Source organism: Segatella paludivivens DSM 17968 = JCM 13650, from assembly GCF_000373185.1.
Lineage (GTDB): Bacteria > Bacteroidota > Bacteroidia > Bacteroidales > Bacteroidaceae > Prevotella > Prevotella paludivivens.
Window position 1 is genome coordinate 77,110 of sequence record NZ_KB890629.1, and the last position, 15,776, is coordinate 92,885.

General features: G+C 37.6%; 13 protein-coding genes. 2 read left to right on the forward strand and 11 right to left on the reverse strand.

The genetic code is table 11. The annotated features are described in order from the left end of the window. Positions 1 to 19 precede the first annotated feature (19 nt). The 11 genes from B045_RS0102555 to mraZ form a co-directional block, all read right to left on the reverse strand. Positions 20 to 1,018 (reverse strand): cell division protein FtsQ/DivIB, encoded by a 999-nt coding sequence (locus B045_RS0102555; protein WP_025882844.1) that lies wholly within the window; start codon positions 1,016 to 1,018, stop codon positions 20 to 22. 15 nt (positions 1,019 to 1,033) lie between these two features. After that, on the reverse strand, positions 1,034 to 2,410 hold the full coding sequence (murC, locus tag B045_RS0102560; RefSeq protein WP_018462707.1) for a UDP-N-acetylmuramate--L-alanine ligase: 1,377 nt from the start codon (positions 2,408 to 2,410) through the stop codon (positions 1,034 to 1,036). Continuing rightward, positions 2,410 to 3,516, reverse strand: coding sequence for an undecaprenyldiphospho-muramoylpentapeptide beta-N-acetylglucosaminyltransferase (murG, locus tag B045_RS0102565; RefSeq protein WP_018462708.1), 1,107 nt, complete (start codon positions 3,514 to 3,516; stop codon positions 2,410 to 2,412). Before murG ends, murC begins: the two co-directional genes overlap by 1 nt. 97 nt (positions 3,517 to 3,613) lie before the next feature. After that, a complete protein-coding gene (locus B045_RS0102570; protein WP_018462709.1) occupies positions 3,614 to 4,876 on the reverse strand; it encodes an FtsW/RodA/SpoVE family cell cycle protein in 1,263 nt (420 codons plus the stop codon). A 40-nt stretch (positions 4,877 to 4,916) separates the two neighbouring features. Then, positions 4,917 to 6,248, reverse strand: a complete 1,332-nt coding sequence (murD, locus tag B045_RS0102575; RefSeq protein WP_018462710.1) for a UDP-N-acetylmuramoyl-L-alanine--D-glutamate ligase — start codon at positions 6,246 to 6,248, stop codon at positions 4,917 to 4,919. 5 nt (positions 6,249 to 6,253) lie between these two features. Beyond that, on the reverse strand, positions 6,254 to 7,522 hold the full coding sequence (gene mraY / locus B045_RS0102580; RefSeq protein ID WP_018462711.1) for a phospho-N-acetylmuramoyl-pentapeptide-transferase: 1,269 nt from the start codon (positions 7,520 to 7,522) through the stop codon (positions 6,254 to 6,256). A gap of 32 nt (positions 7,523 to 7,554) precedes the next feature. Next, positions 7,555 to 9,012: a UDP-N-acetylmuramoyl-L-alanyl-D-glutamate--2,6-diaminopimelate ligase gene (locus B045_RS0102585; protein WP_026234305.1), complete on the reverse strand. Its 1,458-nt coding sequence runs from the start codon at positions 9,010 to 9,012 to the stop codon at positions 7,555 to 7,557. 23 nt (positions 9,013 to 9,035) lie between these two features. Beyond that, entirely contained in the window at positions 9,036 to 11,192 is a 2,157-nt protein-coding gene (locus tag B045_RS0102590; protein WP_025882849.1) for a penicillin-binding protein, read from the reverse strand. After that, positions 11,189 to 11,671, reverse strand: a complete 483-nt coding sequence (locus tag B045_RS0102595) for an FtsL-like putative cell division protein (protein WP_018462714.1) — start codon at positions 11,669 to 11,671, stop codon at positions 11,189 to 11,191. The genes B045_RS0102590 and B045_RS0102595 overlap by 4 nt, the downstream gene beginning before the upstream one ends. Next, complete coding sequence (rsmH, locus tag B045_RS0102600) at positions 11,668 to 12,630, reverse strand: 16S rRNA (cytosine(1402)-N(4))-methyltransferase RsmH (RefSeq protein ID WP_018462715.1); 963 nt, start codon at positions 12,628 to 12,630, stop codon at positions 11,668 to 11,670. Before rsmH ends, B045_RS0102595 begins: the two co-directional genes overlap by 4 nt. Positions 12,631 to 12,657: 27 nt before the next feature. Continuing rightward, entirely contained in the window at positions 12,658 to 13,110 is a 453-nt protein-coding gene (gene mraZ / locus B045_RS0102605) for a division/cell wall cluster transcriptional repressor MraZ (RefSeq protein WP_018462716.1), read from the reverse strand. Between the two features lie 261 nt (positions 13,111 to 13,371). Here mraZ and B045_RS0102610 point away from each other — a divergent pair, with 261 nt between their 5' ends. Both B045_RS0102610 and B045_RS0102615 read left to right on the forward strand, forming a co-directional pair. Beyond that, positions 13,372 to 14,199, forward strand: a complete 828-nt coding sequence (locus tag B045_RS0102610) for a glycerol acyltransferase (protein WP_018462717.1) — start codon at positions 13,372 to 13,374, stop codon at positions 14,197 to 14,199. A gap of 20 nt (positions 14,200 to 14,219) precedes the next feature. Further along, positions 14,220 to 15,215 carry a GNAT family N-acetyltransferase gene (locus B045_RS0102615; RefSeq protein ID WP_018462718.1) on the forward strand — a complete coding sequence of 332 codons (996 nt, stop codon included), beginning with the start codon at positions 14,220 to 14,222 and terminating at the stop codon, positions 15,213 to 15,215. Positions 15,216 to 15,776 lie beyond the last annotated feature (561 nt).

Consider the following 15,776-nt stretch of genomic DNA (forward strand, 5'->3'; position numbering starts at 1 on the left):
GCTTTATATCTTTATCAATTCAAATTCTAGTTTTGTTATTTCCCTTCTTATTTGCAGAATTTCCACTTAATTCCTTCTTTGATGAAGTAGTCTTGTTGGCTTCTGACTTATTACCTTTTTCAGGTGATGGGGTTTCTGTTTTACTTGCCTCTGGTGACTTTACTGGTATTCCACCAATATTGTCGCTTACTGCAAGTGCGCTTTCGATGCTCTTGTCATCTTTCTTCTCTTTGAAGACCTTTTTGCATATTATCTGATTGTCAAATTCCAGATTTATGTAACTGTATTTGTTCCAACCAGCTTGTGAAAGTCCATACTTGTAGAATTTCTCCAAACGGTCCATCTTTTTGTTTACAAAATCAGAAACAATTTTATTCCTCAGCGGTTTATATTTGCAGTAAGGAAGTTGGCCGATATATACTATATGGTTGCCTACTCTCGGTACTAGCTCTATACCTAGATCTGGCATTACATTAATCTGTTCAATCTGGTTTTTCCATAAGTCGTTTTCCATAAGTGTTTTACTTAGAGGGGAAATGTAATTTGTGGCAAACCATTTTGTAATATGTCCTGTTGCAATTATAAGATCAGATGTGTAATGAGAATTAGGCATTATACAATCGTTGTCATCAAGGTAATAATTGTCACCTCTATCAGACTTTATTCTTACCACAGGCATTCTTTGAGTCAGAGTAATACACACTTGACCATCCTGAGTCTTGTAACATTCAGCAGTTTTTACGAAAGGACTAGATTTTAGCGTCTCTTCTATTTTGCGTGAATTTACATTATCCAAAGGCATCTTGAGCGGATATATATTGCCTTTTTTCAAACGGTTTTTAATCTCATGTGTGTCGATGAAACCGTTTGTAGCCTCGTCTTGAATGTTAATGTTCACTTTTGTGCATAACCTAGTCTTTCCATCCGGCTTGTTGAAGGCGGTGAAAGCAAACATTAGATAAATTGCCAAAGCAGAGTCTAATGTTATTATTAGTATTTTTTTCCAGTTTATGCGCATTTGTGGCTATTGAAACTATTTACTCTCGATAATCTTAGCTATTTGTGGAACATAATTGTCAAGGTTTCCAGCACCCAAAACTACTAGCACGTCGAAATCACGGCTGTTTACATAGTTTAGTACGTCATCTTTCTTTATCATGTCCTTTTCAACACCATCTTTTAAATTGTTGTATATTATATCACTAGTGACACCAGGAATAGGTTGCTCACGTGCAGGATATATCTCAGTTAGAATCACTTCGTCAAAGTTGCTCAGTGCATCAGCGAAGTCCTTATAAAAATCGCGTGTACGAGTATATAAGTGAGGTTGGAAAATAGCTGTTATTTTTCTTCCATTGAAAAGCTCTTTCAAACTTTTTGCACTTTGTAAAATTTCCTTTGGGTGATGTCCATAGTCTGAAAGGAATACATGCTTAGAGTTTTTGATTTTGAAATCAAAGCGACGATCTACACCTTCATAAGTCTGCATACCGTACTTTATTTCTTCTGCATTGCATCCATTTAGTTGTGCCATAGCCATGGCTGCAATACCGTTCTCTATGTTAATAGGAATAGGTTGCCCTAGTTTTACATCCTTTATATTTTCGATAGGAGAAATGAAATCGAAAGAGATTTCTCCATTGTCTATTTTTATGTTCTCTGCATGGAAGTCACCTTCCTCGCGGCTGTACTCATAAACTTTTACTCCATCGTTGACGTTTGGGCTCATCTCAAGATTCTTATGTATGATGAGAGCACCACCTTCACGTATTAATTCAGTGTAATGACGGAAGCTTTCAAGATATGCCTCTTTTGTTCCATAGATATCCAAATGGTCTGGATCTGTAGCCGTGATAACACTCATCCAAGGACTAAGCCAATGGAAACTGCGATCAAATTCATCAGCTTCAATAACTACGTAATCGCTATTGTCTGATAGAATGTAATTTGTTCCATAGTTCTTTGATATTCCACCAAGAAAAGCATTGCAATCAAGATGACTTTGGTGCATGATATGTGCACACATTGTAGATGTAGTTGTTTTACCATGAGTGCCGGCAAAACAAAGTCCTTTATGGCTTCGTGTCAAAGTTCCAAGAACTTGTGCACGTTTCTGAATTTCAAATCCACCATTTCTGAAGAACACCAATTCTTTGTGCTCAGCAGGTATAGCTGGTGTATAGATAATCAGAGTAGACTTCGCGTCTTTGCATGCATGTGGAATATCCTCAATACTTTCGCTATAGTGAATGAGCATACCTTCTTTTTCCAACTGATGCGTAAGCTCAGATGGAGTCTTATCATAACCTGCTACTACGAGACCTTTGTTTATAAAATATCTTGCGATGGCACTCATTCCAATGCCACCGGCACCAATAAAATAAACAGCTTTAATATCTTTTAATTCCATTATCTTGTTGCTAATTTTATAATCTCGTCGGCAATTACGTCGGCAGAGTTTGTCAATCCAAGTTTCTTAATATTCTCGCTAAGAGAATTAATTTTCTTTTCGTCTTTTACCGTGTTTACCGCTATTTGAAGAAGCTTGTCTGCTGCTTCAGAGTCTTTTATAAACATAGCTGCATCCTTGTTAACCAATGCCATGGCATTTTTGGTCTGGTGATCTTCAGCCACGTTTGGTGAAGGAACAAGAATGACAGGTTTGCCAATCAGACAGAACTCACTTATACTACTAGCTCCAGCACGGCTTATAACCAAGTCGGCAGCTTTATATGCAGCTCCCATATCGCTAATGAAGTCAGTAACTTTCATCATAGGTAAGTTCTTACCTTCCAACTGCTGCATTATTGAAGTATTATAATATTTACCAGTTTGCCAGATAAATTGTACTCCGCTATTCTCTACCACATCTAGATGCTGTAGAATGCTTTCGTTTACGGTACGTGCGCCTAAGCTTCCGCCGACAAGAAGTATTGTTTTCTTTTCAGGATCCAATCCGAATTGCTTGCGAGCTTCTTCTTTCGAAATTGTAGTTTCCAGAACATTCTGTCTAACAGGATTTCCTGTCATAATGATCTTTTCAGCAGGGAAAAAACGTTCCATGCCATCATATGCAACGCATATCTTATCTGCTTTCTTAGAGAGTAGCTTATTTGTTACTCCTGCATAAGAATTTTGTTCTTGAATTAGACAAGGAATTCCTTTACTTGCGCATACGTTTAGTGTTGGACCACTTGCATATCCACCAACGCCGACAGCAGCCATAGGCTTGAAATCCTTAATGATTTTCTTTGCCTTACGCTGGCTCTCCCATATTTTTAGGAGCACTACGAAGTTCTTTAATAAGTGCTTGCGATCAAAACCACATATTGGTAATCCTTTAATTTCATATCCAGCCGCAGGGACGCGCTGCATTTCCATTCTACCAAGAGCACCTACAAATAGTATCTTAGCATCTGGACGTTTAGCTTTGATAGCATTTGCTATTGATATTGCAGGAAAGATGTGCCCTCCTGTTCCTCCGCCACTGATTATGATTCTTAAATCCTTGTCCATTTCTTATAAATTTCTATTATATTGCAAAATTAATCAAAATTTTTATTTTTTGGCCATTTTGCAGTCTATTTATTGTTAAACAGTTCTTTTTACGTTTTTATACAGTTGTATTATCTGTTGTTTCTGCAGTTTCAGGTTTTGTCTTAGCCGATCGGCTTACACTTAGAATAACACCTACATAGATACAGTTTATCATCGTTGATGTACCTCCTTTGCTGATAAGTGGTAGCGGTTGACCTGTTACTGGCGCAAGGCCTACAGCTACACACATGTTGAATAGTGCTTGTGTGACAAGAAGAAGTGCCAATCCCATTGCCAATAATGCAGGGAAGTTGTTCTCACACCTATTTGCTATTCGCCCAGTCCTGAATAATAGCATTATATATAGGAATGCTACGAATGTAGCACCTTCTATTCCCAATTCTTCTATTATGATGGCGTAGATGAAGTCAGAAAAAGCCTGGGAAAGGAAATCTCTTTCAACACTGTTTCCTGGGCCTTTGCCAATTACATTTGATGATGCAATAGCAATATTTGCATGTGCTACTTGGGCATCTTTGTTTAAGTCAACTTCATCTGGCGAAAGCTCTTTGTTAGACATGAATTTATCAATACGAGATTTCCAAGTATCGGCGCGGTGGAATATTCTTGAGATAAGTCCTTCTTCTTTTGGCTTTTTCTCTAGCTGTTCAGTAAGATTCTCTTTGTTGTTCGCCTCTGGCTTGTCCTGTCCCAAAATCATTATAGACGCAAAAATCATGACAATAATCAAGGTTGTAATCCCCATTAGTTTGCCGATTTGTTTTCCAGGAACGCGTCCTATAATCATCATCAATAGAATTACCAGACTTAATAATGCTGCCGTTGATAGGTTTTCTAGTCCAATTAAAGGTATGATTATACCACAAACACATAATATATATTTAAATGCATTTTTATCAGCTCCATGATCAGTTTGCAGTGCACTAAGTATCTGTGCCGTAGCAAGCACCATTGTACCTTTTGCTATTTCAGAAGGTTGAAATTGGATGCCGACAAAACTAATCCATCGTTGTGCACCGTTTGTAGATTGTCCAGCAACAAATACCCATATAAGTGTGAAAAATGAAATAATAAGCATGAAAGGTGTCAATATCTTAAAATACTTACATTTCACGTTTAATGTGACAACCATACAGAAAACACCCATGATGAGGATTCCTATATGCTTGATAAGTGGGGATAGATAACTTCCGCCCTTGTACGTTAATTCTGATGAAGCCGAAAAAACTTCAACGACACTGACGATACAAAGGAAGAAAAAAATCATCCATATCACCTTGTCACCTTTAAATATGTTGCCAAGAGTCTTATTATCCATTTCCTTTATTGATAGAATATTATTTTATAGAGTCTTATAATTATAAATTTCTTACCAAATTCTTGAATTGTTCTCCGCGGTCTTCCATGTTCTTAAACAAATCAAAGCTTGCACAGCATGGACTTAAAAGAACTGTATCTCCTGACTTAGCCATCTCATAGCATGCTGCAACGCAATCTTTCATGTTGTGAGTATCCTTCACAGGTATTCCTAATGAGTCAAAATTATCATGCAGTTTTTTGTTGTCAGCGCCAAGATATACGAGCCCTACGCATTTCTCTTTAACCAAGTCCTTGATTTGGTTATAGTCGTTGCCTTTGTCTTTACCGCCAAGGATGAGAATGGTTGGAGTTTTCATACTTTCAAGAGCATACCAGCATGCGTCTACGTTTGTTGCTTTAGAGTCGTTAATATACATAACACCCCTAACTTTACAAACCTTTTCAAGACGATGCTCTACACCTTGGAAATTACCTAGACTCTTACGGATAACATCTTTCTTTATGCCCGCAATATTGGTTGCCAATCCAGCTGCAAGACTATTGTATATATTATGTTTGCCAGTGAGAGATAACTCTTCTTGCTCCATATTGAATGGTATTGGATATTCCAATTTATATTCGCCATCTTCTATGTAACCGATAGAGCCCTTTTCTTTAATCTCAGAGAAAGGACATGCCACAGACTTAATCTGGAACTTTTCAAGCTCTTTTTTTATAGTTGGATCATCATTCCAATATATGAAACTATCTTCGGCAGTCTGATTCTGTATGATTCGCATCTTTGCATCAGCATAGTTCTCAAACTTATTGTCGTATCGATCCAGATGGTCTGGAGTTATATTAAGTAGAATAGCAATATTTGCACGGAAATTATACATATTATCAAGTTGGAAACTACTCAACTCAATGATATAATATTGGTGTGGATCTTCTGCTACTTGTAGTGCCAAACTCTTGCCAATGTTACCAGCCAATCCTACATCATATCCAGCTTCTTTAAATATATGGTATATTAGTGAAGTTGTTGTAGTTTTCCCATTACTCCCAGTAATACATACCATTTTAGATTTTGTATATCTGCCAGCAAATTCGATTTCGCTTATAATATCAATACCTTTGGCAATGACTTTCTTAATCATTGGCGCCTCGTTAGGTATGCCGGGACTCTTTATAATCTCGTCAGCATTTAGAATCTTTTCCTCTGTGTGTTGACCTTCTTCCCAATCAATACCATGAGCATCAAGTAAATTTTTGTATTTATCCTTGATAGCAGACATATCGGAAACGAATACGTCAAAACCTTCTTTTTTTGCCAAAACGGCAGCTCCGGCACCGCTCTCGCCGGCTCCAAGTATTACTATTCTACTCATTTTCCTTATCTTATCTTAAGGGTTATTATTGTAAGCGCTGCGAGGATGATAGTAATTATCCAGAAGCGTATTGTTATTTTTGATTCATGTTTGGCACCATGAGGTACTTTTATAAGATATTTACAATCAGCATCCAGTTGATCGTCAGTGACTCTGAAATTATCATGTATAGGGGTTCGCTTAAACACACGTTGTTTTATACCCTTACGCTTACCCAACTTATAATAGTATACCTGAATAATTACACTAAGACTTTCCACGAAGAATATGCCGCAAAGTATTGGCAAAAGTAATTCCTTATGAATTATTATAGCACTTACTGCGATTATTCCTCCGATAGTAAGCGAGCCTGTATCTCCCATGAACACTTGTGCTGGATATGAATTGTACCATAGAAATCCAATTAATGCTCCAACGAAGGCACACATGAATACTACAAGTTCCTCTGATCCTGGAATATACATAATGTTCAGGTATGCCGCAAATTGTATATGACTGCTCACGTATGCCAATATACCGATAGCCACGCCTATTATGGCCGAATTGCCTGCACACATGCCATCCATTCCGTCATTGAGATTTGCACCATTGCTGACAGCTGTAACTACTACAATTGTCATAATGACAAAAAGTATCCAACCGGCGGCAACTTTGTGTTTACCACAAAAACTCATTATATCACTATAATTTAGATTGTGTTCCTTTACAAACGGAATCGTTGTCTTTAGTGACTTATGGGCTTCTGAAAGATGCTTTACTACTGTTTCTTGTCCTTGGCGTTCAATAGCAATATTTTCATTCATTTTCACGTCAGGTGACATCCACAGTACAAGACCAACAATGAGTCCTATTCCTACTTGACCGACAATCTTGTATTTGCCCTTAAGCCCCTCTTTGTCACGGCGAAATATCTTAATATAATCATCCATGCCTCCAAGGAAGCCCAACCATAAGGTCGTGATAATCATAAGAATAAGATAGATGTTGCGAAGACGTCCTAAAAGTAATACAGGAACTAGTATAGAAAGAATAATGATTATTCCTCCCATTGACGGTACACCTATTTTCTTTACTCCAAACGGGTCAATTGTTGAATCACGTTGAGTCTCAGTAATCTGTTTGCTTTTTAGATATTTGATAAATTTCTCTCCAAACCATGCTGATATGGCTAGTGAGAGAATAAGAGCCAATAATGCGCGGAATGATATGTATCCCCACATATGTGAACCGCTTATTCCGTATTGTTCTAAAAATCTGAAAAGATAGTATAACATGTTGTTATGTTAATTATTTGTAGTATATATATTTATTTATCAACATCGAAGATGTCATGTAACACTTCTTTGTCATCAAAGTGATGCTTTACGCCTTTAATCTCCTGATAGTCTTCATGTCCCTTGCCGGCTACGAGTATTACGTCCCCTTTATTAGCAAGCATGCATGCTGTTCGTATTGCTTCCTTACGGTCAACTATCGTCAAGACTTTTTTCATCTGTGTTGCATTGAGTCCGGCAAGCATATCATTAATAATGTCCTGTGGCTCTTCAAAACGTGGGTTATCGCTAGTGATAATAACTTTATCACTTTGCTTTACGGCTTCTTGTGCCATTAAAGGACGTTTGCCTTTATCACGATTTCCTCCTGCACCGCAAACTGTAATAACATTGCCCTTTCCGTTAAGAACTTCATGTATAGCATTGAGTACATTCTCAAGTGCATCTGGTGTGTGTGCATAATCAACGACAGCCGTGTAACCTTCTGGTGAATGAATTGGCTCCAAACGCCCGCTCACACTATTTAAAGTGCTAAGTATCAATAATATATCTTCAGGTTTTTTGCCTAACATGATTGCTGCACCATATACTGCAAGCAGATTGCTTACGTTGAACTTGCCGATGAATTGTACTCCAACTTCATGATTGTCAATATCAAGATACATACCCTCGAAATGGCATTCGATAATTCTTGCGCGGAAGTCTGCCATTGCACGTATAGAATAGGTCTTAACAGTAGCTTTGGTATTCTGCACCATTATCATTCCATTCTTATCGTCTGCATTAGTTATAGCGAAAGCATCCTTTGGTAGTCCATCAAAGAAAGCTTTTTTTGCATCACGATAGTTTTCGAATGTCTTGTGATAGTCAAGATGGTCGCGAGTAAGATTTGTAAAAAGTCCACCAACAAACTTCAGACCACCGATGCGTTTTTGATGTATAGCGTGACTAGAGCACTCCATGAATGCATATTCACATCCAGCAGCAACCATTTTTGAAAGAAGTTCGTTTAATTCAATAGGATCAGGAGTTGTATGGTCTGCGGCTATTGCTTCACCATCAATATAATTACATACAGTAGACAAAAGTCCTACCTTGTGTCCAAATTTCCTGAACATATTATATAATAAGGTAGCGATTGTTGTTTTTCCGTTAGTACCTGTTACACCTACAAGTTTTAGTTTTTTTGTAGGATCACCATAGAAAATAGTAGCAGCTTTACCTACAGCATCCTCTGTAGATTCAACTTGTATATAAGTAACGCCTTCTACTATTTCTTTCGGTAAGTCTTCACAGAGTATAGATTTTGCTCCGAGTTCTATTGCCTTAGAAATAAATTTGTGTCCGTCAACTTGTGTACCCTTCATGGCGATAAACAAGTGACCGTTTTGGATTCTGCGTGAATCGATGTTCACGCCTGTAACCTCTACTTCTGCATCCCCGATGACTTTCAACGGTTGGATGTTTTTGAGAACTTCGTTTAGTTTCATATTTGTTTTGTATCTATATTTTCTTATTTTAGGGAGATTTGGCATCTTTCACCTTTCTTTATAAAGTGCCCTGGCTCCAAACTCTGCTTTATTACCTTTCCTCTTCCTATAACCGTTACTTTAACACCACGGCTTTCTAAAAGATATACAGCATCTCTCGCACCCATACCAGTGACATCTGGTACATATCTGCAACTTTGTATTTTCTTGCGCTCTAGAGAAACGCTTCTGTTTCCCTTTTTCTCAGCACATCCCCATATTGGATTCCCTTCGGTGTAACTACCTCCCCATGACTTGTTGGTACTTATTCCTAGATGGGATAGCACATAGTCTGCTGCGAGAATATTACCGTTCTTTACATCAGGGACTAAAACTGATGTAGAATCGCGTGCATCTGAAACATCCAGTTTAAGGCTCTGTGCCATTATTCCTTCTGCAATATCATGGAATACGACTCCACTCATACCGCCACCGCTTGCAGGTAGTCCCGATTTCTGAATGCAGACGATGCAACTGTAACGTGGTGCATCTGCTGGGAAATATCCTGCGAAACTAAGCAAATAGTTTGTTCCTCCGTTCTTGTATCCTGCAGTACCCTTTGACATTTGAGCAGTACCAGTTTTACCTGCTACCTTGAATGACTTAGATCCTGCTTTTTTACCAAGTCCTTGACTGACGACGTGTTCAAGAATAGTCTGTAATTCGTGCAGTGTGCTTTCTTTACAGATGCTCTCTCTCATCACTTCAGGTGGAAAGTCCATTATGACTTCTCCATTCTTTATGACCTGTTTAACAAAGCGAGGTCGCATCATTTTTCCGTTATTCGCTATGGCATTATAGAATGTGAGAGTTGAAATCGGTGGTACCTGACTCTCGTATCCAATACTCATCCAAGGAAGTGCTGTTCTACTCCAGTTCACCCATTCTCCGTGACGGTTCTTCCTTGGCATACGTATACGCGCAGGGCATGATCCGACAAGTGGTATTTGAAGATTATCAGCAATTCCAGTGCGGTATAAACCACGAACGAATTTATCTGGATCGTTGCGATAATGATCGTCTATGATACGGCTCACACCTATGTTGGAACTCATCATAAGAGTTTTTGGCAATGTCAGTAGACCGTAACCACCTCCTCGCCAGTTGTGGTCTTTCATTTCTTTACCATACATTGGCCAAACACCACATCCTGTTTCTACTTGATATGAAGTGTCAACGACACCATCGTCAAGAGCAACCATAATAGATGCTGTTTTGAAAACGGATCCTGGTTCCAAAAGATCGCTTACAGCATGGTTGTGTATTTCTCGATATTGGTCGTCAACACATTTCTCCATGTTGACGATAGCTTTTACATCTCCTGTAGTAACATCCATTACTATGGCTACACCAACATTTCCGTTTATTAGTTTAAGCTCGTTTATCAATGAACGCTCTGCAAGGTCTTGCATGCCCACATCAATAGTTGTTACAATATCAGCTCCGTCAATAGGAGGAGTGTCCATGATGTCAAGGAATTTGTTTAGCACCTTTCTGCGGTGTATGATGCCGTTTGTTCCTCTTAAGATAGAATCATATGATAATTCTAATCCAAAGCGAGCTGTATCTTTAGCTCCAAACATAGCTCCGATTGTACGACCAGCAAGTGAACCGTAACTGCGCTTCCTCGCATTGTATTCTTCTACATGAAATCCACTTTTGTATGATGACAGTTTGAAGATAGGCAACGCCTTTACCTCAGTATACGTATTATAGTCTACACGGCTATTCCATATAGGCCAGTTTCTACTTTGCTTTTTGCGCCCTAGATTTAAATCCCTTTTAAATGCTGCTGCTGTCTTCTCAGGAAAAATTTTATTTAGTCCACGACAAACAGAATCAACTTTTGCATCCCAAAGAGAATCTTTCTTTGCTTCACGTATTGCCTTAAAGTCAACGAAAAGTTTGAACTCAGGAAGTGAACTGGCCATTAGTTGACCGTCGCAACTGAGAATATTGCCACGTATTGGTTTTACACTGACGCTATCTTTCTTGACGCGGTCAGCCACTTTTGCCCAGTAATCATGCTTGGCGGTCATTGTATATAGTGTCTTCCCGAGTACAAAAACAGCAACCAACGTCATTATGATGGCGATGGCACTGTATCTTGGCATAACTTTATTACAATCAAATTTGCTCATTCCTCTGGTACATTGATAATGTATGGTGGCTGGTTTGCAATCTTCAGCACGCTATCTTTGTTATTGTTTAGCATTTCAAGTACATGACTTTCTCTGCTTTTCTCTGTTAGCTGACTACTGCTAGAAAGTGCTTTATATTTCGCGTCTTGCAATTCTTCTTGCAGTTTGTCAATTTCTATGAGATCTTTTTGAACACTGTATCTGTTAGCAACATATACAATAAGAAACCCTGTTATTAGGAAGAATATTCCAATCTGTCGGCGTATGGTCTGGGTCGTTAGAATATCACCACCAAGAATTTTTCTAAGAGTAAAGTTTGAAGATAAAGGTTCTTCGCCTTCAATGGCTTGAATTTTGATAACTTCTTTTAGTGAAGGTATCTCTTCCATATCTCCTGTGGTAACTTCGCTTTTGACGTCATAATTTGCCTCTTTGACATCCTTGCTCGTTTCCTGTTCCTTATTTTCTTTATCTTTCATCTCTTTTCTGCTATTCTAAGTTTTGCACTTCTACTCCTGGGATTCTTAAGTTGTTCTTCTTCGTCAGGTATTATTACCTTGTTGTTTATCAACTTAAAAGGAGTTTCAATACGTCCGAAGAAGTCTTGCTTCATCTTACCCTCTGCATTACCCGTTTTCATGATATTTTTCACTATACGGTCTTCAAGAGAATGATATGTTATAACACTGAGTCTTCCTCCTTTTTCAAGAAGCTCTGTTGCTGATAGTAGCATTTCTTTAAGAGCATCCATTTCATGGTTTACTTCTATTCTTAATGCTTGAAACAGCTTTGCCATATCTTTTTTTTCACGTTCTCGCTTAAATAGAGGCTCTACTGCCTTTATAAAATCTTGTGTAGTTTCAATCTTCTTTACGTCTCTGGCTTTGATGATAGCAGCTGCTATGCGACGTGAATTTTTTAGTTCACCATATAGGTAGAAAATGTCAGCCAAAGCCTCTTCTTCGTATTCGTTTACTATATCTGCAGCCGTCATTCCTGCTCGCTTGTTCATTCTCATGTCAAGCGGCGCGTCAAAGCGAAATGAAAACCCACGTGTCTCGTCATCAAAGTGGTGACTTGAAACGCCAAGGTCGGCTAGTAATCCGTCAATATGATCTATATTGTAATAACGCATCCAGTTTTTCAAATAACGGAAGTTGCTTCTTACAAAAGTAAGTCCGCAATTGTTTTCTGTACCTGCTATACCGCTATCATTGCTTGCTTCTGCAATAATGTTGTTTACATTTTTTTCTGCATCCTCGTCTTGATCAAAACTGTAAAGGTGTCCATTGCCGTTAATTCTTTTAAGTATTTCGCGAGAGTGTCCTCCGCCACCAAAAGTTACGTCAATATAGATACCTCCGGGTTTGATGTCTAAGCCGTCTATACTTTGTTTAAGAAGTACGGGTACATGATATGTTTCTGCTATTTTTACCATATTTGGTGAGATGTCTTTACTGTAAAACTAAATGTCCTTGTTGCTCATAATCCCCTGCAACGTTTTGCTGAATTCTTCAGGTTGGAAATCAGGGTTGTCACAGTTGCTCTTACTCCAGATTTCAATGGTGTCATCTACGCCTTTGAACATAATATCTTGTTCTATGTTTACCATTTTCAAATATCTTTTTGGAATAAGAAAACGTCCGTTGCTGTCTAATGCAATAAATTCTGCATCTGATACAAATTGGCGAAACACTTGCCATTCCTGTCTATCCCATCTGTTAAGTCGGTTACGTAAAGAATTGAGTTGCTCATTCCAAACAGATTCTGGATATAATACGAGGCATTTTTCGAATACGTCTTTTCTTAGTATCAGCTTCTCCTCGCCAGATGCTTGTAGCACCTTGCGGAATATAACTGGTAAAAAGGCTCGGCCTTTTGCATCAGCTTTGGCTTCTATATTTCCTAAAAAACGCATACGTACATATTATATAGAGATTTCCGCCGTCAAAGTTACATAAAATTCCCCACACTTCGCCACTTTTCGCCACAAAATTTATTTTTTATATAAAAATAGCAAAATAATTAGATTTGGTATGATTAAATAAATGACGTATTTTATTTCGTACGTGTCAAGCTAAATGTTTCAAAAACGTGAAAAAATGAATATTTTTAAGTCAAAAAGTAACGTTTTAAAAAAACTTATGTTATTTTTGCAATGTGTAAGCATTTTAACAACATGGATAAAGCGATAGAGAAAACAATAGATATTGATGGAATTCTAAAAAGTAAGATTGGTAGCAAGGTTAAATATGTACCTCGTTTTGCTATATCTTGGCTAAAGAGGATTGTTCATGAGGATGAGGTAAATCGTTTTTTGTGGAAGAGTCATGATCTTTGTGGAACGGAATGGCTGACAGAGTGTGTACATTATCTTGATATGACGTTGGAAATTGTAGGATTAGAAAATCTTCCGGACAAGTCTGACGGCAAATTATACACATTTGTCTCTAATCATCCTCTGGGTGGTGCAGATGGAGTCGCTCTAGGTTCTATTATCGGGAAGCATTATGATGGTAATTTTAGATATTTAATTAACGATTTGTTGTTGAATCTGCCAGGTATACGCCCTGTGAGTATTGGCATTAATAAGACTGGTAGTCTAAGTCGCAAGTTCCCACAGATGGTTGAGGCTGGATTTCAAAGCGATAACCATATGCTGATGTTTCCTGCAGGAATATGTAGTCGTAAAATAAATGGAAAAATACACGATGTGCCATGGACGAAAACATTTATATCAAAAAGCATTGAGTATAAGCGGGATGTTGTGCCAATTCATTTTGGTGGACAGAATTCAGACAAGTTTTATCGCATAGCTAATCTTTGTAAGGCTCTTCATTTAAAATTCAATGTTGCAATGCTTTTCCTTGTAGATGAAATGTATAAGAATGTTCACAAAACGTTTCGCGTTTCTATAGGGAAGCCAATTCCATGGCAAACATTCGATAAGAGCAAAACTCATAAAGAGTGGGCACGCGTTGTCGAGGATGAAGTCTATAAATTATAAGAAATATACATAAAGGATATATGGAAGAAGAGATAATCCAACCTGTTGATAAAAGTTTACTAAAAAGTGAACTAACTCCTGAACGTCAGCTTAGAATGACCAATAAAAGCAATAATGAAATTTATGTCGTTACAGCTCATCAAGCACCTAACGTAATGAAGGAGATTGGTCGTCTGCGTGAAATAGCTTTTCGTACAGCAGGAGGTGGCACAGGGAAATCAATGGATATAGATGAGTTTGATACGATGGCTAACTGTTGTAAACAACTTGTCGTATGGAATCCTGAAGCAGAGGAAATAATTGGTGGTTATAGGTATCTCTTTGGATCTGATTGGGATATTGATGATAATGGACAACCGATTCTTGCCACAAGTCATATGTTTCATTTCTCGGACAAATTTATGAAAGACTATGCACCTTATACTGTAGAATTAGGACGTAGTTTCGTTTCTTTGGAATATCAAAATATCAGAAAAAATTCAAAGAGTATTTTTGCTCTCGATAATCTTTGGGATGGTCTTGGCGCACTTACGGTAATTAATCCAAATTGCAGATATTTCTTTGGAAAGATGACAATGTATCCTTCTTATATTCGTAAGGGACGCGATATGATTCTTTATTTTCTTAAAAAGCATTTCGACGATAAGGATAGACTTATAATACCGATAAAACCGTTGAAAATTGAAACTGAAGAATCAGAATTAGCAAAGATTTTCAATAAAGATACTTTCAAAGAAGATTACCGTATATTGAACAAGGAAATAAGAGAACTGGGTTATAATATTCCGCCTCTTGTAAATGCATATATGAGTTTGAGCCCAACGATGAAACTCTTTGGAACAGCAATCAACTATGGTTTTGGAGATGTAGAGGAAACTGGTATTCTTATTGCAGTGGATGAGATATTGGAAGAAAAGCGAGTTCGTCATATAGATAGTTTTATTAAAGAGCATCCTGAGGCACTTCAAATCACAAGTGGCGCAAATAATCTTATCTATAAAGAGGAAGATAAATAGAATCGTAGATTATTTCATCTACTGTTTATTGATGAATTGCCGTCGTTGAATGATTGTAATATAATGAAGTTTCTTAGTATTTCGCAATCATCTTCCTGCATATACCTGTAATTTTTGACGAAGGAAACGGTGTTTTGACTATGGAGTAATTTTAAATATAAAACTACAAATAGTCTTATGATATATTTTCTCCTATATAATGTACGCATACATGCGCGCGCACATAGTCTTTTCTAAAATACTAGCGTCGGAGTGTCAATAGATTGATTATCATTGCATTATATGTGGTTTTTTGTAAAATTAACAGTCGTGTTTCGTGTCATAAAATTTAGAATAACAAAATCAGCTTTTCTTTCATTAGTATCAAATTACCATGTAAAAACACATGTTTTTGCATAGTAAAAATCGCCTCTTACTCATGTTCTATTTTGCTTTTCATCGATAAAACGCATAAAATGACGTCTTTTGGCTGATGCTTTTTATGCTAAAAAACGTTTTAACTAGCTGATACACAACCGTTAGACGCTTAGACACTATTTATTTTCAAAAACTATAGGGGAG